At 62.1% G+C, this 22,803-nt stretch carries 20 protein-coding genes and 3 tRNA genes; 12 read left to right on the plus strand and 11 right to left on the minus strand.

Annotated elements, in window-relative coordinates:
• Positions 1-17 precede the first annotated feature (17 nt).
• The 7 genes from FE240_RS04280 to FE240_RS04310 form a co-directional block, all read right to left on the minus strand.
• Positions 18-659, minus strand: coding sequence for a response regulator transcription factor (locus FE240_RS04280; protein WP_193004443.1), 642 nt, complete (start codon positions 657-659; stop codon positions 18-20).
• A 124-nt stretch (positions 660-783) separates the two neighbouring features.
• Positions 784-868 (minus strand) — tRNA-Tyr (locus FE240_RS04285).
• Positions 869-899: 31 nt separating this feature from the next.
• A tRNA-Tyr gene (locus FE240_RS04290) sits at positions 900-984 on the minus strand.
• A gap of 33 nt (positions 985-1,017) precedes the next feature.
• A tRNA-Tyr gene (locus FE240_RS04295) sits at positions 1,018-1,102 on the minus strand.
• A gap of 130 nt (positions 1,103-1,232) precedes the next feature.
• Complete coding sequence (locus FE240_RS04300; RefSeq protein WP_193003507.1) at positions 1,233-1,718, minus strand: NlpC/P60 family protein; 486 nt, start codon at positions 1,716-1,718, stop codon at positions 1,233-1,235.
• Positions 1,719-1,787: 69 nt separating this feature from the next.
• Positions 1,788-2,162 carry a hypothetical protein gene (locus FE240_RS04305; protein ID WP_193003508.1) on the minus strand — a complete coding sequence of 125 codons (375 nt, stop codon included), beginning with the start codon at positions 2,160-2,162 and terminating at the stop codon, positions 1,788-1,790.
• Complete coding sequence (locus tag FE240_RS04310) at positions 2,155-2,787, minus strand: TetR family transcriptional regulator (protein ID WP_193003509.1); 633 nt, start codon at positions 2,785-2,787, stop codon at positions 2,155-2,157. Before FE240_RS04310 ends, FE240_RS04305 begins: the two co-directional genes overlap by 8 nt.
• A 161-nt stretch (positions 2,788-2,948) precedes the next feature.
• Between FE240_RS04310 and FE240_RS04315 the strand changes: the two genes are divergently transcribed.
• Together FE240_RS04315 and FE240_RS04320 are read left to right on the plus strand one after the other, a co-directional pair.
• Positions 2,949-4,115: an efflux RND transporter periplasmic adaptor subunit gene (locus tag FE240_RS04315; RefSeq protein WP_193003510.1), complete on the plus strand. Its 1,167-nt coding sequence runs from the start codon at positions 2,949-2,951 to the stop codon at positions 4,113-4,115.
• A 15-nt stretch (positions 4,116-4,130) separates the two neighbouring features.
• Complete coding sequence (locus tag FE240_RS04320) at positions 4,131-7,253, plus strand: efflux RND transporter permease subunit (protein ID WP_193003511.1); 3,123 nt, start codon at positions 4,131-4,133, stop codon at positions 7,251-7,253.
• A gap of 40 nt (positions 7,254-7,293) precedes the next feature.
• Here FE240_RS04320 and FE240_RS04325 read toward each other — a convergent pair whose 3' ends face one another.
• Entirely contained in the window at positions 7,294-8,841 is a 1,548-nt protein-coding gene (locus tag FE240_RS04325; protein ID WP_193003512.1) for a sensor domain-containing diguanylate cyclase, read from the minus strand.
• A 192-nt stretch (positions 8,842-9,033) separates the two neighbouring features.
• On the opposite strand from FE240_RS04325, the gene manA reads away from it, so the two are divergent.
• Positions 9,034-10,230 (plus strand): mannose-6-phosphate isomerase, class I, encoded by a 1,197-nt coding sequence (manA, locus tag FE240_RS04330; protein ID WP_226798975.1) that lies wholly within the window; start codon positions 9,034-9,036, stop codon positions 10,228-10,230.
• Between the two features lie 186 nt (positions 10,231-10,416).
• Here the strand turns inward: manA and FE240_RS04335 are convergent, their stop codons facing one another.
• From FE240_RS04335 to FE240_RS04345, 3 genes are all read right to left on the minus strand, one after another.
• On the minus strand, positions 10,417-10,785 hold the full coding sequence (locus FE240_RS04335; protein WP_193003513.1) for a hypothetical protein: 369 nt from the start codon (positions 10,783-10,785) through the stop codon (positions 10,417-10,419).
• 438 nt (positions 10,786-11,223) lie between these two features.
• Positions 11,224-12,534 (minus strand): PTS sugar transporter subunit IIC, encoded by a 1,311-nt coding sequence (locus FE240_RS04340; RefSeq protein ID WP_193003514.1) that lies wholly within the window; start codon positions 12,532-12,534, stop codon positions 11,224-11,226.
• Positions 12,531-12,758 carry a hypothetical protein gene (locus FE240_RS04345; protein WP_193003515.1) on the minus strand — a complete coding sequence of 76 codons (228 nt, stop codon included), beginning with the start codon at positions 12,756-12,758 and terminating at the stop codon, positions 12,531-12,533. Before FE240_RS04345 ends, FE240_RS04340 begins: the two co-directional genes overlap by 4 nt.
• Before the next feature lie 22 nt (positions 12,759-12,780).
• On the opposite strand from FE240_RS04345, the gene FE240_RS04350 reads away from it, so the two are divergent.
• From FE240_RS04350 to FE240_RS04390, 9 genes are all read left to right on the plus strand, one after another.
• Positions 12,781-13,086, plus strand: a complete 306-nt coding sequence (locus FE240_RS04350; RefSeq protein WP_193003516.1) for a PTS sugar transporter subunit IIB — start codon at positions 12,781-12,783, stop codon at positions 13,084-13,086.
• A gap of 28 nt (positions 13,087-13,114) precedes the next feature.
• Complete coding sequence (locus tag FE240_RS04355) at positions 13,115-14,449, plus strand: PTS sugar transporter subunit IIC (protein ID WP_193003517.1); 1,335 nt, start codon at positions 13,115-13,117, stop codon at positions 14,447-14,449.
• A gap of 49 nt (positions 14,450-14,498) precedes the next feature.
• Positions 14,499-15,881 carry a glycoside hydrolase family 1 protein gene (locus FE240_RS04360; RefSeq protein WP_193003518.1) on the plus strand — a complete coding sequence of 461 codons (1,383 nt, stop codon included), beginning with the start codon at positions 14,499-14,501 and terminating at the stop codon, positions 15,879-15,881.
• 32 nt (positions 15,882-15,913) lie between these two features.
• On the plus strand, positions 15,914-16,225 hold the full coding sequence (locus FE240_RS04365) for a PTS lactose/cellobiose transporter subunit IIA (protein ID WP_193003519.1): 312 nt from the start codon (positions 15,914-15,916) through the stop codon (positions 16,223-16,225).
• A gap of 20 nt (positions 16,226-16,245) precedes the next feature.
• Positions 16,246-17,148 carry an ROK family protein gene (locus FE240_RS04370; protein ID WP_193003520.1) on the plus strand — a complete coding sequence of 301 codons (903 nt, stop codon included), beginning with the start codon at positions 16,246-16,248 and terminating at the stop codon, positions 17,146-17,148.
• Positions 17,149-17,301: 153 nt separating this feature from the next.
• Positions 17,302-18,648, plus strand: coding sequence for a maltoporin (locus FE240_RS04375; protein WP_193003521.1), 1,347 nt, complete (start codon positions 17,302-17,304; stop codon positions 18,646-18,648).
• Between the two features lie 11 nt (positions 18,649-18,659).
• Positions 18,660-20,849, plus strand: a complete 2,190-nt coding sequence (locus FE240_RS04380) for a CBM35 domain-containing protein (protein WP_193003522.1) — start codon at positions 18,660-18,662, stop codon at positions 20,847-20,849.
• Between the two features lie 87 nt (positions 20,850-20,936).
• Entirely contained in the window at positions 20,937-21,386 is a 450-nt protein-coding gene (locus FE240_RS04385) for a CBM35 domain-containing protein (RefSeq protein WP_226798977.1), read from the plus strand.
• Positions 21,387-21,600: 214 nt separating this feature from the next.
• Positions 21,601-22,797: a carbohydrate-binding domain-containing protein gene (locus tag FE240_RS04390; RefSeq protein ID WP_226798979.1), complete on the plus strand. Its 1,197-nt coding sequence runs from the start codon at positions 21,601-21,603 to the stop codon at positions 22,795-22,797.
• The last annotated feature ends 6 nt before the right edge of the window (positions 22,798-22,803 follow it).

Genomic DNA, 22,803 nt, shown 5'->3' on the forward strand with positions numbered 1-22,803 from the left:
TCGTGCTGTTTGTCGATCTAATCCTGGGGCAGGTCGAGCTGTTGCAGGGCGATCACGGCTTGGGTGCGGTTTTTGACCCCCAGCTTGCGGAAGATGGCGGTGATGTGGGCCTTGATGGTGGCCTCGGAGACATTGAGCTCCCAGGCAATCTGCTTGTTGAGGCTGCCATCGCGTAGCATCAAGAGCACCTTGTACTGTTGTGGTGTCAGGCTGGAGAGGCGCTGGGCCAGCGAGTCTTCGCCGGGGGCACTGTCGAGTTCAATCCCCTCCGGCAGCCAGGTATCCCCCTGCAATACGCAGCCAAGCGCCTCGATGAGCTGCTTCATGGGGGAGGATTTGGGGATGAAGCCGACGGCGCCCATCTTCATCACCTGGCTGATGATGGTCGGATCCTCGGTGGCGGAGACCACCACCACCGGCAGATCGGGATATTGGCCGCGCAGGTGGGCCAGCCCCTCCAGACCGTTGGCGCCGGGCATCTTGAGATCGAGCAGCAGCAAGTCCACTTCATCCTCTCCGCCGAGCAGGGCGAGCAGCGAGTCGATGGAGTCGGCTTCGAGCAGGCGAGCGTCGCTCATGGCCATCTGTACGGCCTGATAGAGGGCGCCGCGAAAGAGGGGGTGGTCATCGGCGATGACGATGGTCTGGGTGCTGTCCATGGCGTGACCTGTCAGGGATTTGGTCTGCACGCTAGCACCCGGCCCTGGCAGGGTCAAATGGAGTTGATAGAAATGTGAGGAGACAGAAATGCGAAACCCCGGCAAAGCCGGGGTCTCTGAAGAGTGGTGGAGGGAGAAGGATTCGAACCTTCGAAGGCAGAGCCGTCAGATTTACAGTCTGATCCCTTTGGCCGCTCGGGAACCCCTCCACAGGGGCATTGCATATTGTGTTCAGGAAGATGGTGGAGGGAGAAGGATTCGAACCTTCGAAGGCAGAGCCGTCAGATTTACAGTCTGATCCCTTTGGCCGCTCGGGAACCCCTCCACGGGATATTTCCTGATTGTTGCACTTGATAGATGGTGGAGGGAGAAGGATTCGAACCTTCGAAGGCAGAGCCGTCAGATTTACAGTCTGATCCCTTTGGCCGCTCGGGAACCCCTCCCCAAGTGCGAGGCGCATACTACCAGAATCTTGGCGCTTGTGAACCCCGAGAACGAAAAAGATTGATGGTAAAAGCCCGTTTGGCGGTTTTTTGAGTATGTTTGCTTGTTTTTCGCCCTTTAATGAGCGTTTCATGACCCGTAGGCGGACTGTTGCACCATCAGCAGGATGGGGTCCATGCGGCGGGCCTGCCAGTAATGCTTGCGCCAGTAGACGTTATCGAGGCGCGAACGGATCACCCCCTTGCTGGTGGAGGCGTGGATAAATTCGCCCGCTCCGGTATAGACCCCGACGTGGTACTGGTTCCAGCCGGTCTTGAAGAAGACCAGATCGCCGTGACGCAGCTGGCTGCGGGTAATGGGCTGACCGAGGTTGGCCTGGGAGGTGGTGGTGCGCGGCAAAGAGAGGCCGAACACCTGCTGGTAGGCGAGCTGGGTGAAGGCCGAGCAGTCGAGGCCAGCGCGCGAGTTGCCGCCCATGCGATAGGGCACGCCGCGCCACTGCTGGTAGAAGCCATCAAACGCCTGGTTGCGGCTGGTGGGAGGCGGTGCCTGATCCGGCGTACTGGAGCAGGCGGCGAGCAGCAGTGTGACACCGCACAGGAGAAAATAGCGCATCCGGCCTCCTTGATGGGGGAAGAACGGCATCAGTGTAAACAGAGGCTCAGCCAAATGGAACCCGGCGGGCTAGGGGAGCCGGATGAGGTGCTGTTCATCTATTTGCCGCCATCCAGGGGGTAGCGTGGGCAGTGGCGTGGGGCGCAATAGGTAGAGCGACGCCCCCGGTTTGAGCAGGGCGGGCAAATGGGGAAGCGCCTTCTCCACAGAAAAATGGGCCGGCTCGAGCCAAGCGGCGGCGAAGGGCACCGGCGTGCTGAGCTGCTCTAGGCGGCAGACACGAACCGGCAGGCCGGCCGCCAGCGATGCGGCCTGAGCGGCCGCAATGTCGTGATGGTAGAGGCTGACCACCATGCCGGCTTGCAGCAGGCGGGCGGCGAGTAGGCCATCGTCACCGAGCAGCAGCAGGTGGCTGCCGGCCGGCAGAGGGGGGGCGTTATGCATGCATGCCACCGGTTTGGCGCAACAAAGCAAATAAGTTGTCGAGCAGGAAATCGGTCTCCTGCTCCAGACTGATGCGTTCGGGGAAGTGCATCCAGTTAAGGATGTAACCATCCAGTGCACAGTGCAGCAGGGTGGCGCAGCGGGCGGTATTGGTGTGGGGAGGCAGTTGTCCTTGCTGCTTGGCGTTGTTCAGGGTGGCTTCGAGATCGCGGAAGAACTGCTGCGCCTGTTCACGCATGTGGGTACGCAGGGTATGGGTCTCCCCTTCCATCGACTCGAGGCTGAACATCAGGCTGAACATCTGGCGGTGGGCCGGCGCCGTGCTGACCTGGTGCAGCGCTTCACGCAGAAAGATTCTCAGACGCCCGAGCGGGTCGGCTTCGGCCGGATCGATGCAGGCATAGAGTTGCTGGGCCAGCGGCGCGCACAGCTCCTCCCACAGTGAGGCAAACAGCTCGTCCTTGTTCTTGAAGTGCCAGTAGATGGCCCCCCGGCTCAGGTCGGCGGCCTGGGCGATGTCGCTCAGGCTGGTCTTGGCCAGACCGTGGCGGCAAAAGAGATCGAGCGCGGTGTTCATGATGCGCTCGCGGGTTTGCTGGGCTTCTTCTTTGGTTCTTCTGGCCATATAAGGAAGGGCGTTCTCCACCTGATTGCGTAGTGTAAAAAGAAGGAAAAGTAACTTACATACATTCGTGAATGTTTGTATATTAACCCACTCACGTTTTTTTGCCAGCCGGCTTCGTCGTGAAGCGGCTGCCCGATAGGTAACAGAGGCGTAGACTCTTCATGCAAAAACATACTCTTGCTCTGCTGTTGGCCGTGATGGCCGGTGGAGCACTGACAGGTTGCGGTGAGCAGGCCGGCCCCACCCAGGGACAGATGCCGCCGACCGCGGTGGACGTGGTCACTCTCGGTGCATCCACCGTGACGCTCGACACCGAACTGACCGGCCGCACTTCCGCCTTACGCATCGCCGAGGTGCGTCCTCAGGTGAGTGGCATACTGCAAAAGCGCCTCTTTATCGAGGGCTCTGACGTCAAGGCCGGCGATCTGCTCTATCAGATCGATCCTTCGCTGTATGAGGCCGAGGTGGCCTCGGCCAGGGCCAATGTGGCCAAGGCGCAGGCCAACGAGCGTACCGCCCAGCTCAAGGCCAAGCGTTACGAGTCGCTGCTCAAGGTGAAATCCATCAGCAGCCAGGACTATGACGACGCTCTGGCCAGTTGGAAGCAGGCGCAGGCCGAGGTGATGGCCGCCAAGGCGGCGCAGCGCACCGCCGAGATTAATCTGGGTTACACCCGCATCACGGCCCCCATCAGCGGTCGCATCAGCAGCTCGGCGGTGACCGAGGGGGCCCTGGTGACTGCCCAGCAGGCCACCGCCTTGACCACCATCCAGCAGCTCGATCCCATGTACGTGGATGTGCGCCAGTCGACTGCCGACCTGCTGCGTCTCAAGCAGTTGGCTGCGGCTGGCAAGCTCAAGACCGATGAGCGCCATGGCGCGCCGGTCAACTTCACGCTGGAAGATGGCAGTGTTTACCCCGAGGCGGGTTCGCTGCAGTTCTCCGATGTCTCCGTCGACGAGACCACCGGTATGGTGACCCTGCGGGTCGTGGTGCCCAACACCCACAACCTGCTGATGCCGGGCATGTTCATGCGCGCCACCTTGCAGGAGGGACAGCGTCAGGATGCACTGCTGGTGCCGCAGGTGGCGGTCAGCCGTACCCCGCGTGGGGGCGCCTCTGTCATGGTGGTGAGCGCAGATAACAAGGTCGAGGTTCGCGATGTGCAGGTGAGCCGCATGGTGGGCAACAACTGGTTGGTTGAGTCCGGACTCAAGGCGGGCGAGAAGGTGATCGTCGCCGGCCTGCAGAAGGTCAAGCCGGGCGCCGACGTCAATCCCAGTGAAGCAAAGGCCGCCGCCACCCCGGCCGCGCCCCAGAGCAAGTAATGGAGTAGTCGCCAAATGGCACGATTTTTCATAGACAGACCCATCTTCGCCTGGGTGATCGCCTTGGTGATCATGATGGCGGGGGGGCTGGCAATCCTGAAATTGCCGGTGGCCCAGTATCCCACTATCGCCCCGCCGGCGGTGGGGATCTCGGCCAGTTATCCGGGCGCCTCCGCCAAGACGGTGGAAGACTCGGTGACCCAGATCATCGAGCAGAACATGACCGGGCTGGATCACCTGCTCTACATGTCCGCCGAATCGGATTCATCGGGCAATGCTTCGGTGACCCTCACCTTCCAGCCGGGTACTGACCCCGACATTGCCCAGGTACAGGTGCAAAACAAGCTGCAACAGGCCATGTCGCTGTTGCCGCAAGAGGTGCAGTCCCAGGGGATCCGGGTCGAGAAGACCTCGAGCAGCTTCCTGATGGTGATGAGTATCATCTCCACCGATGGCTCCCTGAGTGGTCAGGATCTCTCTGACTATCTGGTGAGTAACCTCAAAGAGCCCCTCAGTCGTCTCGACGGGGTGGGTGAGGTGACCGTGTTCGGCAGTCAGTACGCCATGCGCGTCTGGCTCGATCCGCACAAGCTTAATCGGGTGCAGATGACCCCTGATGACGTCAAGGCCGCCATCCAGAGCCAGAATGCTCAGGTGGCGTTCGGTAAGTTGGGGGGCACCCCGGCGGTGACCGATCAGCAATTTACCGCCACCATCATGGGTCAGACCCGTCTCTCCACCGTGGAGCAGTTCCAGAACATCCTGCTGCGGGTGAATCAGGATGGCTCCAAGGTTCGTCTGGGGGATGTGGCGCGAGTTGAGCTCAATGGCGAGCGTTTCGATGCCGAGGCGCTCTATAACGGGCAGGCCAACGGCGCCCTGGCGATCAAGCTGGCGACCGGCGCCAACGCGCTGGATACTGCCGAGAAGGTGCAGGCCAAGGTGGACGAGCTGTCGGCCTATTTCCCGAACGGCGTCAAGGTGGTCTACCCCTATGACACCACCCCGTTCGTCAAGATCTCCATCGAGGAGGTGGCCCAGACACTGATCGAGGCGATCATCTTGGTGTTCTGCGTTATGTATCTGTTCTTGCAGAACTTCCGCGCTACCTTGATCCCGACTATCGCGGTGCCCGTGGTGCTGCTTGGCACCTTCGGCGTCATGTCGGCGTTTGGCTTTTCCATCAACACCCTGACCATGTTCGGTATGGTGCTGGCCATCGGCCTCTTGGTGGATGACGCCATCGTGGTGGTCGAGAACGTGGAGCGTCTGATGAGTGAAGAGGGGCTCTCTCCACTTGAGGCGACCCGCAAGTCGATGGATCAGATCACCGGCGCCCTGGTCGGTATCGCCCTGGTGCTTTCGGCGGTGTTCGTGCCGATGGCCTTCTTTGGTGGCTCGACCGGTGCGATTTACCGGCAGTTCTCGCTCACTATCGTCTCGGCCATGACCCTGTCGGTGCTGGTCGCGCTGATCCTGACCCCGGCCCTGTGCGCCACCCTGCTCAAGCCGCTCAAGCATGGCGAGTTTGGCCAGCAGCGCGGCTTCTTTGGCTGGTTCAACCGTCTGTTTGACGCCAGCACCCAGCGCTATCAGAGCGGGGTGCGCAAGGTGATCAAGCAGGGGGCCCGCTATAGCATCATCTATGCCGCCATGCTGGTGGTGCTGGCCATCCTGTTCATTCGCCTGCCCAGCTCCTTCCTGCCGGAAGAGGATCAGGGGGTGATCATGTCCATGGTGCAGCTGCCGGTGGGGGCCACCAAGGAGCGCACCGAGACCGTGCTGAGCGACATGCGTACCTACTTCCTCGAGCACGAGAAGGATAACGTCGAGTCGGTGCTGACCATCGCTGGGTTCAGTTTTGCCGGTAGCGGCCAGAACACCGGGATGGCCTTTATCAAGCTCAAGGATTGGGATGTTCGTCAGGGAGCCTCGCGCAGCGCCAATGCCATCATCGGCCGCGCCATGGGCTATCTGCTCAGCATCAAGGAGGCGCAGGTGTTTGCCTTTAACCTGCCTTCCATCCCAGAGCTGGGGACGGCCACCGGTTTTAACTTCTATCTGCAAGATCGCGGTGGCGTTGGCCATGACAAGCTGATGGAAGCGCGTAACCAGTTGCTCGGCATGGCTGCGCAGGATCCGACTCTGGTGCGGGTGCGCCCGAACGGGATGGAGGATACGCCGCAGCTCGACATCAAGATTGACTACGACAAGGCGCTGGCCCAGGGGCTTAGCATCAGCGACATCAACACCACGTTGTCGTCGGCCTGGGGCTCCTCCTATGTGAACGACTTCGTCGATCGCGGCCGGGTGAAGAAGGTCTACATGCAGGCCGATGCTCCCTTCCGGATGAACCCGGAAGATCTCAGCCTCTGGTACGTACGTAACAGCAGCGGCCAGATGGTGCCCTTCTCCTCGTTTGCTACGACCGAGTGGAGCTTCGGCTCCCCGCGCCTGGAACGCTACAACGGGGTGGCGGCGATGGAGATAGTGGGTGAGGCGGCCCCCGGCAAGAGTACCGGTGACGCCATGGCGGCCATCGAGAAGCTGGTCGAGAAATTGCCGGAAGGGGTGGGCATCGAGTGGACGGGGCTCTCTTATCAGGAGCGCGAGGCGGGGGCTCAGGCGCCTGCGCTCTACGCCATCTCGCTCCTGGTGGTGTTTCTCTGCTTGGCGGCCCTCTACGAGAGCTGGAGTATTCCGTTCTCGGTCATGCTGGTGGTGCCGCTTGGGGTTCTCGGGGCCATTTTGGCCGCCACCCTGCGCGGGCTGGAAAATGACGTCTATTTCCAGGTGGGCCTGCTCACCACCATCGGCTTGTCGGCCAAGAACGCCATCCTCATCGTTGAGTTCGCCAAGGAGCTGTACGACAAGGGGATGAAGCTTGGTGACGCCGTGCTGGAGGCCTCGCGTCAGCGTCTGCGCCCGATCCTGATGACCTCGCTCGCCTTCTGCCTTGGCGTGCTGCCGCTGGTGATCAGTACCGGCGCTGGCGCCAGCAGCCGTAACGCTATCGGTACCGGTGTGATGGGGGGGATGATCACGGCCACCGTGCTGGCCATCTTCTTCGTGCCCATCTTCTTCGTGCTGGTCATGCGTTACTTCACCAAGGGGCGCAGCGAGCATAACCAGATCTGATCTTCAAATCAGATAACAAAGGGCCCTGAAGGGCCCTTTTTCATGGCTGGCTTTCGACCCGGTTGCGCCCCTTGTGCTTGGCGCAATAGAGAAGGTGATCGGCTTCCTGTAGCCAGTCATCGACCGATGTCAGTGTGGGGTGATAGGGGGTGACGCCGGCGCTGATGGTCAGGTGTAAGAGTCGTGACTCGTGGCAAAACGGGTGGCCGTCAACCTCCTTGCGTAGCCGCTCCAGGGTCTGGTAGGCATTGGCCAGCGTGACGTCGTGCAGCAGCACGGCGAACTCCTCGCCCCCGACTCTGGCCACCAGATCCTGTTCGCGCAGGGTCTCTTGGAGCAGCCTGGCCAGCTCCTTGAGTACTGCATCGCCGACCAGGTGACCATGCTCATCATTGATCCTCTTGAAGTGATCGATGTCGAGAAGCGCCAGACAGTGGCGACCGGCTTTGCGCCGATGCGGGCCGGCGAACAGAGCGCTGGCCTGCTCGAAGAAGAGGCTGCGGTTGGGGAGCTGAGTCAGAAAGTCATGGCCGGCGCTAAAGCGCAATGCGCTCTCCATCCGGTTACGCTCATCTTCCAGGGTTCGGGCATGGATCAGGGTACCGAGGGTGGCGACCAGCGGCTCGAGTAGTTGGATCACTGACTCATCGTAACCTTGTTGGCGATTGGCCAAGGCAATCATGCCGATGGCCTTGCCCCCATAGGTGACGGGAATGCCAAGAAAAGAGTGCAACTGAGGGTGGCCGGGGGGAAAACCACGACTGGCCGGGTGGCTGGAGGGATGGTTGGTACAGACCGTAGTGTTGTGGGTCACCACATGGCCGAACAGGTTGTTGAGGTTGCTAAAGATGAGGCCTCCACGGGTGCGGCTCTGCTGTTCGTACCAAGCTCGGGTACGTTCATCCCAGGAGAGGTTGGAGATGGAGGGGAGGTAGAGACAGGTTTGTTCGCCGCTACCCTGCACAATGCCGATGAAGCCAAATTCACTTTCGGTGACCCCGAGCAGGCGGGAGAAGAGCTTGTCACAGGCGCCGGCGAGGTTGTGATCGAGCAGGAAACCATCCTGAGCCGATAGCATGATGTCGAGTAACTGTCCCTGGCGTAGCACCTTTTGCTCTGTCTCCACGTTCTGCGTGACATCGTGGGCATACTTGACGATGCGGCTGACTCGGCCATCGCCGCCGATGAGCGGGGTGTAGCTGGCCTGGATCCAGTAGTGGCGGCCCTGGTGGCCACGACGAAGGAAGCGGCCGCTGCATGGTTGGCCTTGGCGCAAGCGCTGCCAGAAGAGGCGGTACTCATCGCTGGCAACATAGTCGGGGGGGCAGAGCAGACTGTGATGCTGGCCGAGCAGGGCTTCGCGCGGATAGTCTGTCAGTTTCAGGTAGTGATCGTTGACACGGGTGATGATGCCTTCCGCGGTGAACTCGATCACGCCATGGCTGCGCTCGATGGCGACCAGCCTGGCCTTGAGTTCATCAAGAGAAGGGGCATCGCCGATGGTCTTAGATGTCAGGCTAAGCGCGGGATCGTCACCAATGAGAGCATGGGAGGGGGGAGGGATCGGCACCTTTTGTGGGTTATCCATGCGCATCTCTTTCTTCCGTCGACTTTATGAAATTAAACAGTAGCATATGAAGTCGGAGTGGCAGAAAGAGCCTCCCATGACGCTCGCTAGTGTACTTGGCGTCAGATCGGATTATAATGGAAAGCGGTTTCCCTTTGTTTCACGTTGCATCGGTACCGAGTGTGCCGATCACCTTTTTGCCATGGATGTCGCATGACTCAGATCGCGCTCTCACCCTTCTACCGCATGACCAACCCGGTTCAGGATTATGCGTGGGGCAGCCGCACTGCCCTCACCACTCTGTTTGGTCTACCCAACCCTGAAGGGGTGCCCCAGGCCGAGTTGTGGATGGGCGCCCACCCCAACGGCTGCTCCTTGGTCGAGCTAGACGGTGCACCCACTCGCCTGGCCGACCTCATTGCCGCCCACCCCGAGGCCACTCTCGGCGCCGCCACCGTGGCCCGCTTTGGTGCCTTACCTTTTCTCTTCAAAGTGTTGTGTGCCGACAAGGCTCTCTCGGTACAGGTGCACCCGAGCAAGGCGCAAGCTCAGGCCGGCTTTGCCCGCGATAACGCCGCCGGGCTCGCCGCCAACGCGCCGAACCGCAACTACCGCGATGATAACCACAAGCCCGAGTTGGTGTTCGCCCTCACTCCCTATCAGGCAATGAACGGCTTTCGTGACTTCGCCGCCATCCTCGCCCTGTTCCAGCGGGTAGCGGCACCGAGCCTCGCGCCCTTGGTCAGCGCCTTCGCCGCCCAGCAGACCCCTTCCGGGCTGGCTGGCTTTTTTCGCGCCCTGCTGACCTTGCAGGGGCATGCCAAAGAGGAGGCGCTCGCGGCACTGCACGCCGCTGCCCTGGCCCACCGCGAGGAGGAGACCTTCGCCGCGGTGCTCGCCTTGTTCGAGCAATACCCAGGGGACGTGGGGCTGTTTGCTCCGCTGCTGCTCCACGTGGTGACCCTGACGCCGGGCCAGGCCATGTACTTAGGCGCCGGCACGCCGCACGCCTACATCCGAGGCACGGGGCTGGAGATCATGGCCAACTCGGACAACGTGCTGCGCGCCGGCTTGACCGGCAAGCACATGGACGTGGAGGAGCTACTCTCTTGCACCCGCTGCGAGCCCACGCCGGCGGAGAAGATAATACTGGCGCCCAGCATGGAGGGGGCGGTGCAGCACTTTGAGGTACCGGTGCCGGATTTCACTTTCAGCGTCTACCCGGCCGGGCAGCACGAGCTGCACAGCGCCAGCGCCGAGGTGCTGCTGGCCATCGATGGCGAGTTGTCGTTGGTGCAGGGGGGCGCGTCGCTGAGCTTGCAGCCGGGCCAGTCGGCCTTTGTACCCGCAGCCACCGGCCATTATCAGGTGCAGGCCAAGGGGCGGTTTGCCCGGGCTGGCAATGGCTGAGTGATCCAGCCACATGAGAAGGGGGGCGAGGATCCCCCTTTTCATTTCCTGCCCAGCGTCACGTTTCTGGCGCCTTTGCATGGTCACTTGATGCCCGCCCGTCACGAGGGCTTGCCTGCACTCAACGGGTGACCTACCAGAAAAACGAAAGGGAGCCTGGGCTCCCTTGTTTGTATTGGCGGCTCATTAACTGCCTTTCATGTCCTTCATGCATTTTTTCATGAAGCTGGTCTTAGCAGCCCCGGCCAGCTTCTTGTCGGTAGCCGCCTGCTCGCAGTGATTGCCCATGCCTGGGCCACCGGCATCCTTGACGCACTTGTTGACGAAGCTGGTTTTAGCCGCGCCAGAGAGCTTTTTTTCCTTGGCGGCCTGCTCACAACGGGCCATGGGGCTGGCTTGATTCTGGGTACGCATGCACTTGTCGACAAAGCTGGTCTTGGCCGCCCCGGCCAGCTTCTTGGCAGCCGCCTGATCGGCGCAGCTTTGCATAGGAGCGGCCTGAGCCGCGCCAATCCCCATGGCGCACAGCGCCAGCAACACAATGATTCGCTTCATGTTCGCACTCCTGTTGTGGTCAGTTAAGCGAATAGACCTTAGTCAAGCACCCCTCAGGTTGTAAAACCCCACTCCCTTTCTGATCCCACGGGCATGCCATCATGCTGCCACCTCACGAATATCTCGATCGCCTGCTCTGTCGCCTAGCGCTGGCTAATTGCGGCCACGAGGCGAGCTAGGGCGAGGGGAGTGAGTGGAGCGACGATGAGTTCAGCGCTGCGACACTTAGTGACTGGCACTTTAGCGGTTGCTGTTTTAAGCGCTGCAATCTGGCGTCTGACTCCTCTGCCGGGGAGATAGGCGCGTCACCTCTTCTTAAACGCGCTGGGTCGCTGGCTCACTGGAGCCCGCATTCCCCGCAGCTCGGCTCTCGCCCTGCGCTCCCCCAAGTGAGCCTGAGCTTCCCGAGCCTAGATCGATAAAGGGCTCCGGCGGTGGCTAACCCCTGCTCGCCCGCTGCTGGCGCGCCGTCTCTTGCTCTAGCAGCATCCGCTCGTGGGCGATGAAGAAGGGGCGATAGAGCACATAGCTGTTGAGAATGCAGACCAGCACCATCAGGGCGTTGGCCCAACTGCCGTTGGCCGCCCAGGCGGCGCCGAGAGGGGAGGGCATCGACCAGGGCAGCATGGCCACGAAGCGATCCAGATAGCCCCACTGGGTCAGCAGCCAGGCCAGGGTGGCGTTGATCATCGGCACCCCGATGAAGGGCAGAAAGAACAGCGGATTCATGATGATGGGAAAGCCGAACAGGATCGGCTCATTGATGTTGAACAGGGAAGGGATGAAGCCGAGCCGGCCGACCGAGTGCAGGGTGCGGCTGCGGCTGCGCATCGCCATGAACACCAGCGGCAGGGTGGTGCCGATGCCGCCGATCAGCAGGTAGTAGTCCCAAAATCCCTGCAAGAAGATGTGCGGCAGCGGCTCACCCGCCATCAGCGCACTCTGGTTGGCGCTGAGCCCCGCCATCCAGAAAGGGGAGAGCAGGCCATTGACGATGAGGGCGCCATGCACCCCCATGAACCAGAGCAGGTGGGCCACCAGCAGAGCGATGAGCAGGGCCGGCAGGGTGTCGGCGCCGGTCACCAGCGGTTGGAACAGTTGCTCCATCAGCTCCGGCATCGAGATGCCGAAATGGCTCTGCAACCACAGCCGCAGCAGGCTCAAGGAGAGGGTGACAAACAGCAGCGGGATGATGAGCTGAAAGCCCTGCCGGGTCATCAGCGGCACCTCGTCGGGAAAGAAGATGATCCAGCCGGCGCGGTGGAACAGACGGATCACCTCCACCGTGTAGAAGGCCGCCAGCAGGGCGGTGAAGATGCCCAGCCCCCCGAGATAACCAAACACCCCGCTTTGCAGCGACCGAAAGTCGATGAGCAGCAGGAAGGCGACGCAGCCGCACAGGCCGCTGAGCCGCTCCGGCATCTGGTAGGCCTTAGCCAGGCTGGCCGAGGCGCCGAAGGCGATGATCAGCGCGATGAGCCCGGTGGTGTGGCTGTAGACAGGGTGGAGCCAGGGGGTGAGCTGTTGCGAGAGCTGGCGCAGTCCGGTGGCCAGCGGATGCAGGTTATCGGGGGCGATCGGGGGATAGAGCAGCGGCACCAGCAGGCTGCCGACGATGATGAAGGGCATCGCCAACTGAAAGCCGTCGCGCAGGGCCATCACGTGGCGGCTGCGGGTCAGCCAGTTGGCCACCGGCACCATTCTCTGCTCGATGATGCTGACCAGCATCCCCATGACCTGCATGTTCATTCGTCTCTTACGTCCTCACTGGCCCCACGGCGATGGTGTGTCCATTTTGCCTCTTTTCTTGGAAACAATCCTGCCGCTTCGGTTTCCGCTCCGATTTTTCCAATCCGCCTCACAGAAATCATGGTCAAGCCTTTCCCTTGAGCGATCTCAATCACAAAGCATACGGAAAACAATGGAAACCGGTTTCCGTTGTGTTTCAATGGCCCCGTGATTTCATCGTCCATTACTACTCAGGGAGATTCGTTGATGAACAAGATCATGCTGTGCTGCTCCTCCGGTATGTCCACCAGTCTGCTGGTCAAGAAGATGAAGGAAGAGGCGGCCAAACGTGGCCTAGCGGCGGAGATCAACGCCTTCGGTGCCAGCGAGTTCGATGCCCAGATGCCCCACTACCAGGTGGTGCTGCTGGGGCCGCAGGTGAAATACATGCAGGCCGAGCTGGCCGGCCGCGCCGCGCCGCACGGGGTGCCGGTCGCCGTCATCGACATGATCGACTACGGCATGCAACGGGGTGACAAGGTGCTGGATCACGCCCTGTCGCTGATCGGCTGATTTTGCTTACCACTACAAGGAAGAGTCCATGAGTACCTTTTACGACCGCTTCGTCTCACTGATCGAGCAGAAGATCAGCCCCCTGGCCGGACGCCTCGGGCAGCAGAAGTACATCCAGGCCATCCGCGACGGCTTCATCGCCGCACTGCCGTTCATGATTGTCGGCAGCTTCATGCTGGTGTTCATCTACCCGCCCTTCTCGCCGGAGACCCAGTGGGGCTTCGCCCGTGCCTGGCTCGACTTTGCCAGCACCTACCAGACCCAGCTGCTGTTGCCGTTCCAGCTCAGCATGGGGCTGATGACCCTGTTCATCTCGGTCGGCATCGGCGCTAGCCTGGCCCGCCAGAACGGGCTGGATCCGGTGACCACCGGCCTGCTCTGCCTGATGGCCTTCATGCTGGTGGCCGCGCCGGTCAAGGAGGGGGCTATCTCGATGCAGTACTTCTCGGGTCAGGGGATCTTCACCGCCCTGCTGACGGCCATCTATGCCTCCGAGATGTACGCTCTGCTCAAGCGCCGCAACGTCACCATCAAGCTGCCGCCCCAGGTGCCGACCGGTGTGGCCCGCTCCTTTGAGGTGCTGATCCCGGTGCTGGTCATCATCCTGACCCTGCATCCGCTCAACCTGCTGATCGAGAGCAGCACCGGCATGATCCTGCCGCAGGCCATCATGTCGCTGGTCGAGCCGCTGGTGGCGGCCTCCGACTCGCTGCCTGCCATGCTGCTGGCGGTGCTGCTGTGCCAGATCCTCTGGTTTGCCGGCATCCACGGTGCCCTCATCGTGACCGGCATCATGAACCCGTTCTGGATGGCCAACCTGGCCAATAACCAGGCCGCCATGGCTGCCGGCGAGGCGCTGCCGCACATCTTCTTGCAAGGATTTTGGGATCACTACCTGCTGATCGGCGGGGTTGGCTCCACCTTGCCGCTGGCCTTCCTGCTGCTGCGCAGCAAGGCGGCGCACCTGCGCTCCATCGGCAAGATGGGGGTGGTGCCCGGCCTGTTTAACATCAACGAGCCAATCCTGTTCGGGGCCCCGATCGTGATGAACCCGGTGTTCTTCCTGCCCTTCATCCTGGTGCCGATGATCAACGCCACCCTGGCCTGGTTCGCCCTCGATCTGGGGCTGGTCGCCCGCGTCGCCTCGCTGACCCCCTGGACCACCCCCGGCCCCATCGGCGCCTCCTGGGCCGCCAACTGGGCCATCAGTCCGGCGGTGATGAGCGTCCTGTGCATGTGCTCGGCCGCCGTCATGTACTACCCGTTCCTGAAGGCCTATGAGCGCACCCTGCTCAAGCAGGAGGCCGACGACCAGAATGACGAGGCCGTCAGCGCCCCCATGGCCACTGCCAACGCCCGTTAATCCCCATTGCTGCCGGCCGCCCTGTGGGGCGGCCCAGAGGAGAATCATCATGCAGTACCGTTTCCCCGACACCTTCTGGTGGGGCAGTGCCTCATCTGCCCCCCAGGCCGAAGGCGCCAGCTTGCAAGGGGGCAAGGCCCCGACCATCTGGGATCACTGGTTCGCCATCGAGCCGCACCGTTTTCACCAGCAGGTCGGCCCGGCCGATACCTCGACCTTCTATCAGCACTTTCGCGATGACATCGCCCTGATGGCGCAAATTGGCCACAACAGCTTTCGCACCTCGATCGCCTGGGCCCGTCTACTGCCCGAAGGGCGGGGTGAGCCCAACCCGGAGGCGGTGCGCTTCTACCACGCCATGCTCGACGAGCTGCTGGCGCGCGGCATCACCCCCTTCATCAACCTGTTCCACTTCGACATGCCGATGGTGATGCAGGAGAAGGGGGGCTGGGAGAGCCGTGAGGTGGTCGATGCCTTCGCCGAGTTTGCCGCCACCTGCTTCCAGTTGTTCGGGGGTAAGGTCAAGCACTGGTTCACCTTCAACGAGCCGATCGTGCCGGTGGAGGGGGGCTATCTCTACGACTTCCACTACCCGAACGTGGTCGATTTTCGCCGCGCCGCCACCGTGGCCTATCACACCATGCTGGCCCACGCCAAGGCGGTGCAGGCTTATCGCAGTCAGGGCCAGGATGGGCAGATCGGCATCATCCTCAACCTGACCCCCTCCTATCCGCGCTCCCAGCACCCGGCGGATCTGAAGGCGGCCAACATCGCCGATCTCTTCTTCAACCGCAGCTTTCTCGATCCGGCGGTGCGCGGCGAATACCCGAGCGAGCTGGTGGCGCTGCTGCGGGAATATGATCAGCTGCCGCCCTGCGAGCCGGGCGATCGCGCGCTGCTGGCCGCCGGCAAGGTGGACTTGCTCGGGGTCAACTACTACCAGCCGCGCCGGGTCAAGGCGCGCAGCAACGCGGTCAACCCCGCCAGCCCCTTCATGCCGGAGTGGTTCTTCGACTACTACGAGATGCCGGGGCGCAAGATGAACCCGCACCGGGGCTGGGAGATCTACGAGAAGGGGATCTACGACATCCTCACCAACCTGCGCGACCACTACGGCAACATCCCCTGCTTTATCTCCGAGAACGGCATGGGGGTCGAGGGGGAGGAGAAGTTCCTCGGCGAGGATGGCCAGATCCAGGATGACTACCGCATCGCCTTCGTCAGCGACCACCTGCGCTGGGTACACAAGGGGATCGGCGAGGGGTGCCAGTGCCTCGGCTACCACTTGTGGACCTTCATCGACAACTGGTCGTGGAGCAATGCCTACAAGAACCGTTATGGCTTCATCCGCCTTGATCTGGAAAGCGGCGAGCGCCGCATCAAGAAAAGCGGCGAGTGGTTCGCCGACGTATCGCGCCGCGGCGGCTTCTAAGCCGGCCCCGACAGCAACACAAGGAGTACAGCATGTTTGATCTCGAAGAAACCGTCATGGGCATCATCATCAATGCCGGCCAGTCCCGCAGCCTCTGCTACGAGGCGCTGCGCTGCGCCAAGCAGGGCCAGTTTAGTGAGGCCGACGATCTGCTCAAGCAGGCCACCGAGGCGGCCAACGCCGCCCACGCGGTGCAGACCAAGCTGATCGAGGCCGATCAGGGCACCGGCGAGATCGCCGTCACTCTGGTACTGGTGCACGCCCAGGATCACCTGATGACCTCCATGCTGGCCAAGGAGCTGGTGGTCGAGCTCATCGACATCTACCGCCGTCAGGCGGCCTGATCAGAAAAAGGAGTCGCAGCATGTTACGACTGGGACTGGATATCGGCGGCACCAAGATGGAGGGGCTGCTGCTCGATGCCGCTGGCAACGAGCGCTGCCGGCGCCGCATCGCGACCCCGCAGCAGGGCTACGCCACCTTTATCGAAGTGGTAACTGGCTTTATTCGCGGTTTTGCCGAGGAGGCCGGCGCCCCCTTTAGCATCGGCATCGGCCTGCCCGGCGCGGTGCGCAGCGATAACGGTTGTATCAAGAACGCCAACTGCCTGTTCCTCAACGGCCACCCGCTCAAGGCCGATCTGGAGGCGGCGCTCGGTCAGCCGGTGTGGATGGCCAACGATGCTGACTGTTTCACCCTCTCCGAGGCGCTCGACGGCGCCGGCAGCGGCGCCAACCTGGTGTTCGGGGTGATCCTCGGCACCGGCTGCGGCGGTGGGATCGTGGCGCACCAGCGCCTGCTGGTGGGCCCCAACGCCATCAGCGGCGAGTGGGGGCACAATCCGCTGCCCGGCTATACCCCCCAGTTTGATGGCCCGGCTCAGCCCTGCTACTGCGGGCGCAGCAACTGCATCGAGCGCTTCGTCTCGGGCACCGGCTTTGCCGGGCGCTTCGTCGAGCGCCATGGTCGCAGCCTGTCACCGCAGGGGATCTTGATGGCGGCCGCAGAGGGAGATGCCGAGGCGCAGGCCCACTACGGCCACTTCATCCACGCCCTGGGGCGCAGCCTGGCGAGCGTCATCAACCTGCTCGATCCGGACGTCATCGTCTTCGGCGGTGGCCTCTCCAACGTGGCGAGCCTCTATGAGGATCTGCCGGCCGCTATCACCCCTTGGCTGTTCACCGACCGCTGCCTGACCCGGCTGCTGCCGGCCCGGCACGGTGACAGCAGCGGGGTGCGCGGCGCCGCCTGGCTGCCACAGCGCTAGCAATGCCATCGCCCTGCGGGGCGATTCTCAACCACACAGAAAGGACATGGTGCCGCGCCACCGTGCGGGGATGTGTTGCCCGCAGGGGAGCGTTACCGGTGGTGCGGCGCGGCTTACGCCACTTCAGTTGGACGTTATAAAAAGGAAGAAAAAATGGAAAACATAAACAAAATCATGCCTCTGTCTCTGCTCACCTTGGCCATGTTCAGTGGCACTGCGCTGGCAGAAAAGTACGACTTCGCCATGCACGGCTATGTGCGCTCCGGCGTACTGGCCAACCAGGACGGCAACCGGGTCGACTCCGTCAGCCTGATGCCAGACGGCAAGTGGCGCCTTGGCAATGAAGACAACACCAAACTTGAGCTGATCCCCCAGGTGACCCTCACCTCCGACGCCGGCCCGGTGGCCAAGATCCAGGCCAACCTGACCCACGAAACCGACTGCACCGCCGACTGGAACTGTGTCGATGATGACGGGCATGACATCCAGGTGCGCGAGGCCTATGCCCAGCTGACCAAGCTCGACTTTGCGCCGGACGTGGTGTTCTGGGGCGGCAAGCGCTACAGCAGCTCCAACACCTCCAGCCACCAGTTTGACTGGGAGTACATCCAGTACAACGGTACTGGCGGCGGGGCCGACAACATCGATCTCGGCTTTGCCAAGTTTGACGTTGGCCTGTATGCCTTTACCCCGAGCGACGAGGCCAAGCGCTATCCCCACGACAAGGATGAGCAGGGCTACCCGGACGACTACTCCCTCAACCTGTGGTTCAAGAAGCTGGGCGGCGGCCCCATCGATCTGCAACTGGTCGCTCACCACATGAACCAGAACGAGGGCAACGGCTGGAAGCAGAGCGCCGAGAAGGGCTACGGCATCACCGGTATCTATCACCTCGACGGCTTCTATGGCCTGAGCGGCGGCTATTCGCGCATCGTCGCCCAGTTTGGCCGTGGCCTGGCGGCCGGGGACTCCCTTGGCAAGAATGGCTGGGGCTGGGCCAACCTCGATGACACCCAATCCTGGCGCCTGGTGCTCGATGGCATGGCCTCCCTCGGCAATGGCTGGGACGTCTCGACCTTCGCCTTCTATCAAAAAGACAGTAACTACCGCTGGTGGACCGGCGATGACAGCGGTTGGGGCCGCAGCATGTGGGTGGCCGGCGTGCGTCCGATGCAGCAGATCACCAAGAACTTCGCCATGCAGTATGAGGTCGGCTACGAGTACCTCGACGACGACAACTTCAAGGGAGTGGAGGGGAGCAAGGGCAAGGGCGGCATGACCAAGGCCACCATAGCACCGACCCTGACCTTCGACTCCGGCTTTTGGAGCCGGCCGCAACTGCGCCTGTTCGCCACCTATGCCAAGTGGGACCGCGATGTGGCCGATGCCATCGACGGTAACTACGACTGGGGCACGGGCACCCTCTCGGCCGGCGCTTATTCGCGCAGCGGCAAGACCAGCACCTGGAACTTCGGTGTCCAGGGCGAAGTGTGGTTCTAAGGAGAGCAAGCATGAAACGCGCATTATTCAATACCCTGAGCTTGTGTGTGCTGTCAGCCCTGGCGGGCAGCGCCCTGGCCGCCCCCTCGCACTTTGAGCACTTCATCACCCGTGATGGCGCCGCCTTGATGGATGGCAAGCAGGCGTTTCGCTTCGCCGGCATTCACGCTCCCGAGCTGCACCGCATCGAGGATGATGCGCGCGGCGTGTGTAAGGCTGACCCGCGCGGCTGGGGCCAGTACTTCAAGTGGCCGACTGCCGAAGAGCAAGCCAACTGGATCCGCGCCATGGTGCAGACCGGCGCCAAGGCCCAGCGGGTCTATGTCCTCTCGGTGGAGCAAGAGAGTGACAAGGCGTGCGGCCGCGAGACCCACATTCTGGCGCCCGCCACGGCCGAGGGGATGCCACGCCTCAACGAGAAGGCCATGGTGGTCTATGACAACATGATTGCCGAGGCCGACAAGCAGGGGCTGCGCCTCATCCTCCCCTTCATCGATCACTGGTGGTGGTGGGGGGGCCGCGAGCAGCTAGCGGCCTTCTACAAGGAGAAGGCCGACGACTTCTACAACACCTCGAGCAAGACCTATCAGGCCTATCGGGACATCATCCGCCAGGTGATCACCCGCAAGAACACGGTCACCGGTCGTCACTACTACGACGAAAAGGCGATCATGGCCTGGGAGACCGGCAACGAGCTGGAGAACACCAACGAGGCCTTCCTGACCCAGACCGCGGCCTGGATCAAGCAGCTCGCCCCGCACCAGTTGGTCATCGACGGCACCTACAAGAAGATCAATGACTTTTCCCTCAAGGATCCGAACGTCGACATCATCAGCAACCACTACTACACCAACGCTGGGAATAACCACCCGGATCAGGTGAAAAAGGATCTGGCGGCCATCGCTGGCAAGAAGGTCTATCTGGTGGGGGAGTTTGGTCTGCTCGATCACCAAGATCTCAATCACATCATGCAGTCCATCGTCCATAGCGAGGTGAATGGCGCTAAGGCGGCGGGAGGCTTTATCTGGGGGGGCCGCGGCCATCGCCACGATGGCGGCTTCTACTGGCACAAGGAGTACACGGGTCACTACAGCTATCACCTGCCCGGCTTCCCGGTCGAGGGGAAAGCCAATCAGGAGATGGAGGTGGTCAACCTGGTGCGCCAGGCCTCGGCCCAGATGGCCGGCCTTGAGCAGGCTCCGGCGCTGCCGGCACCGGATGCGCCCGTGCTGCGCCAGAGCCACTCGCCGTTTGCCATCAACTGGATGGGGGCGCCGGTGGGGCGGGCTTATGACATCGAGCGCGCCCCTACCGCCACGGGGCCATGGAGCCGGGTCGGCAAGGATGTCTCGGACGGTCGCAACGAGTGGGATCCGAGCAAGATGAGCCTGTTTAGCGATGACTACCGCTCCCTCACCTTGGGCCAGACCTACTACTACCGAGTCATCGCCAAGAACGAGTCTGGGGTGTCCCAGCCCTCCAACGTCATCGCAATCAAGCACACCCAGCAGAACCAGCCGCCGGTGGTGGAGGCCGGGCGCGATCTCACCACTACGCTGGATCAGGGGGTCTTGCTACACGGTGCCTGGCGCGACGACCAACTGCCGACCCCGCAGGTCAAGGTGGGTTGGCGTAGCAGCGGGCCCCTCAAGGCCCACTTCTGCCACGCCGATCAGGCGGCAACCCGCGCCTGGTTCCCCCAGGTTGGCGAGTACCAGTTGACCTTCAGCGCCGATGACGGCCTGGCGCAGAGCGCCAAGTCCATCAAGGTGCAGGTGACAAAGGCCAATGGCGAGCTGCCGGCCAGCTACTGCGCGTTCAGCTCGGCTGTGCTCGGTGTCAAGGAGGGGGCGCTTAATGTGGTTAAGAGCGCCGAGAACCAACTGGCCGTGGCGGCGGACGGTTTTGCCGGCCCGTTTGCCAACGAGGGCGACTATATAAGCTGGCATGTCGAGGCTCCCTGGGCCGGCGCTTTCAACGTGCACCTGCACTTCAACGGCAAGTGGGGCGGCAAGAAGAACAGCGTGGTCATCAACGGCAGCGACAGCTACCCGATCGAGTTCCCGCAGACCGACGAGGCCGGCCAAGTGCAGGTGATCCCGGTGCAGCTCAAGCAGGGCAAGAACGAGATCCGCTTTGGCAAGTTCGCCGGTGACTGGGGCTACATGTTCGTGAAATCCATTCAGGTGATAGCGCAGTAATGCAAGGCGGGCAGCCCCAGTGCTGCCCGCTTTATGTTTTGTCGCGGCGAGGGGCTATGCCCACCTCGCTTAGCCAAGGAGCCAAAAATGAAGAAACGCGTGTTGATGGGGGCCGCGCTGGCGGCGCTGCTCAGTGTGCCGAGCATGGCGCAGGAGGTGCTGGCCGAGCAATCGGCTAAGGAGGGCCTGCTCAATGTGGTCACCAGCCCCAAGGATCAGCTGGCCATCGGTGCCGACGGCTTTCTCGGCCCGTTTGCTAGCGAGGGGGACAAGGTGACCTGGACGGTGACCTTGCCCAAGGCGGGCCAATACCGGCTGCACCTCTTTTTCAACGCCAAGTGGGGCGGCAAGAAGAACACCTTGGTGATCAATGGGGGCGAGCCGCAGCAGATCGATTTTCCCCAGACCAGTGAGGTCGGTGAGGAGAAGGTGATCCCGGTGACGCTGCAAGCGGGCAGCAACCGCATCAGCTTTGGCAAGGCGCCCAATGACTGGGGCTATATGTTCGTGAAATCGATCAAGGTGACGAGCCACTGACCATCAATAGGGCTGCCAGCGTGAGCCGGTGGCCGTTTTTTGCCCAGCAAGATCCATCACAACAAGGGCCCTGATTATCTGTGGGCGGCCCTGCCGGTCCCGGATAAAACACCGGTGGTGTATTTCCATCATGCCGTGGCAATGCGTCGTGCGGTATCGCTGTCCAGGTTATGGAATGACCGCTTATCCCGTGGATAAACAAAAGGATAGATACGTGAAGAACAAGACAATCATCGCCGCCATGCTGCTTGGCTGCTGTACGCTCCCCGCCTTGCTGCTGAGCCCATTGGCCCAGGCCGCGACCACTTACCCGACCTGCGCCTCGGCCGCCAGCGATCCGGACGGCGACGGCTGGGGTTGGGAGAACAACCAAAGCTGCAAGGTGGCGAGCGGCTCGACCAGCTACCCGACCTGCGCCTCGGCCGCCAGCGATCCGGATGGCGACGGCTGGGGCTGGGAGAACAACCAAAGCTGCAAGGTGGCCAGCACCACACCACCCCCAGGCAGCGGCGACATGTACGTGAAAGAGGGCCAGCTTTATTCCGCCACTGGCCAGCGCTTTGTCGCCCGTGGCATCAACTTGCAGTACGGCGACAACCCAGGGGCGGCGCTGGCCGCCATCACGCCGATCGCCAATACCGGCGCCAACCTGGTGCGCCTGCAACTGCGCAAGAGCACCACGGCGCAGCAGCTGCGTAGTGCGCTCGATGCCATCGTCGCACGCAACATGGTCGCCATGCCCATGTATTGGGAGAGTGACGTGACCTGCCAGAGCAACCCGCAGCCGCTGCAAAGCGCCGTCAGCTCGCTGTGGCTCGGCAGTTGGAAGGCGGTGATGCAGGATGCCAAGTACCAGGGCAAGATCCTGCTCAACATCGCCAACGAGTGGGGGGAGGACACCAACCATTACGCGGACTTCGTCACGACCTACAAGGGCCTCATCAAGCAGCTGCGCGACGGTGGCTACACCATGCCGCTGGTGATCGACGCGGCCCACTGCGGCCAGTATGTGCAGAGCTTCCTCGCCGGGCGCGGCAGCGAGCTGCTGGGGGCCGATGTTAGGAAGAACCTGCTGTTTTCCCTGCACGCCTACCACTGGCTGTGGGACACCAGTGCCGAGATCGATGCCGCCATCGCCCAGATGAAGGCCCAGGGCCTGCCCTTCCTGTTCGGTGAGTTCGGTGACAAGCGCTTCCAGGCACCCAACAACGTCGATCACTACTACCTGCTGAATAAGGCGCAGGACGAGTCGGTCGGTTGGATTGCCTGGTCTTGGAAGGGAAATGGCGCCGGCGCCGAGGAGGTGCTCGACATGTCTTACGACTACGGCAGCATCAATCTCTCGCCGCGCGGCAACGACATCGTCTATGGCAACGGGGGGCTCCAGCAGACCTCCATCCTGCTCAAGTAACTCATT

Origin of the sequence: Aeromonas simiae (genome assembly GCF_014892695.1) — a bacterium.
GTDB classification, from domain to species: domain Bacteria; phylum Pseudomonadota; class Gammaproteobacteria; order Enterobacterales; family Aeromonadaceae; genus Aeromonas; species Aeromonas simiae.

Coding starts and splice junctions, on each gene's coding strand:
- FE240_RS04280 (WP_193004443.1), bottom strand. CDS start 659: ATGGACAGCACCCAGACCATCGTCATCGCCGATGACCACCCCCTCTTT.
- FE240_RS04300 (WP_193003507.1), bottom strand. CDS start 1,718: ATGCGCTATTTTCTCCTGTGCGGTGTCACACTGCTGCTCGCCGCCTGC.
- FE240_RS04305 (WP_193003508.1), bottom strand. CDS start 2,162: ATGCATAACGCCCCCCCTCTGCCGGCCGGCAGCCACCTGCTGCTGCTC.
- FE240_RS04310 (WP_193003509.1), bottom strand. CDS start 2,787: ATGGCCAGAAGAACCAAAGAAGAAGCCCAGCAAACCCGCGAGCGCATC.
- FE240_RS04315 (WP_193003510.1), top strand. CDS start 2,949: ATGCAAAAACATACTCTTGCTCTGCTGTTGGCCGTGATGGCCGGTGGA.
- FE240_RS04320 (WP_193003511.1), top strand. CDS start 4,131: ATGGCACGATTTTTCATAGACAGACCCATCTTCGCCTGGGTGATCGCC.
- FE240_RS04325 (WP_193003512.1), bottom strand. CDS start 8,841: ATGGATAACCCACAAAAGGTGCCGATCCCTCCCCCCTCCCATGCTCTC.
- manA (WP_226798975.1), top strand. CDS start 9,034: ATGACTCAGATCGCGCTCTCACCCTTCTACCGCATGACCAACCCGGTT.
- FE240_RS04335 (WP_193003513.1), bottom strand. CDS start 10,785: ATGAAGCGAATCATTGTGTTGCTGGCGCTGTGCGCCATGGGGATTGGC.
- FE240_RS04340 (WP_193003514.1), bottom strand. CDS start 12,534: ATGAACATGCAGGTCATGGGGATGCTGGTCAGCATCATCGAGCAGAGA.
- FE240_RS04345 (WP_193003515.1), bottom strand. CDS start 12,758: ATGGACGATGAAATCACGGGGCCATTGAAACACAACGGAAACCGGTTT.
- FE240_RS04350 (WP_193003516.1), top strand. CDS start 12,781: ATGAACAAGATCATGCTGTGCTGCTCCTCCGGTATGTCCACCAGTCTG.
- FE240_RS04355 (WP_193003517.1), top strand. CDS start 13,115: ATGAGTACCTTTTACGACCGCTTCGTCTCACTGATCGAGCAGAAGATC.
- FE240_RS04360 (WP_193003518.1), top strand. CDS start 14,499: ATGCAGTACCGTTTCCCCGACACCTTCTGGTGGGGCAGTGCCTCATCT.
- FE240_RS04365 (WP_193003519.1), top strand. CDS start 15,914: ATGTTTGATCTCGAAGAAACCGTCATGGGCATCATCATCAATGCCGGC.
- FE240_RS04370 (WP_193003520.1), top strand. CDS start 16,246: ATGTTACGACTGGGACTGGATATCGGCGGCACCAAGATGGAGGGGCTG.
- FE240_RS04375 (WP_193003521.1), top strand. CDS start 17,302: ATGGAAAACATAAACAAAATCATGCCTCTGTCTCTGCTCACCTTGGCC.
- FE240_RS04380 (WP_193003522.1), top strand. CDS start 18,660: ATGAAACGCGCATTATTCAATACCCTGAGCTTGTGTGTGCTGTCAGCC.
- FE240_RS04385 (WP_226798977.1), top strand. CDS start 20,937: ATGAAGAAACGCGTGTTGATGGGGGCCGCGCTGGCGGCGCTGCTCAGT.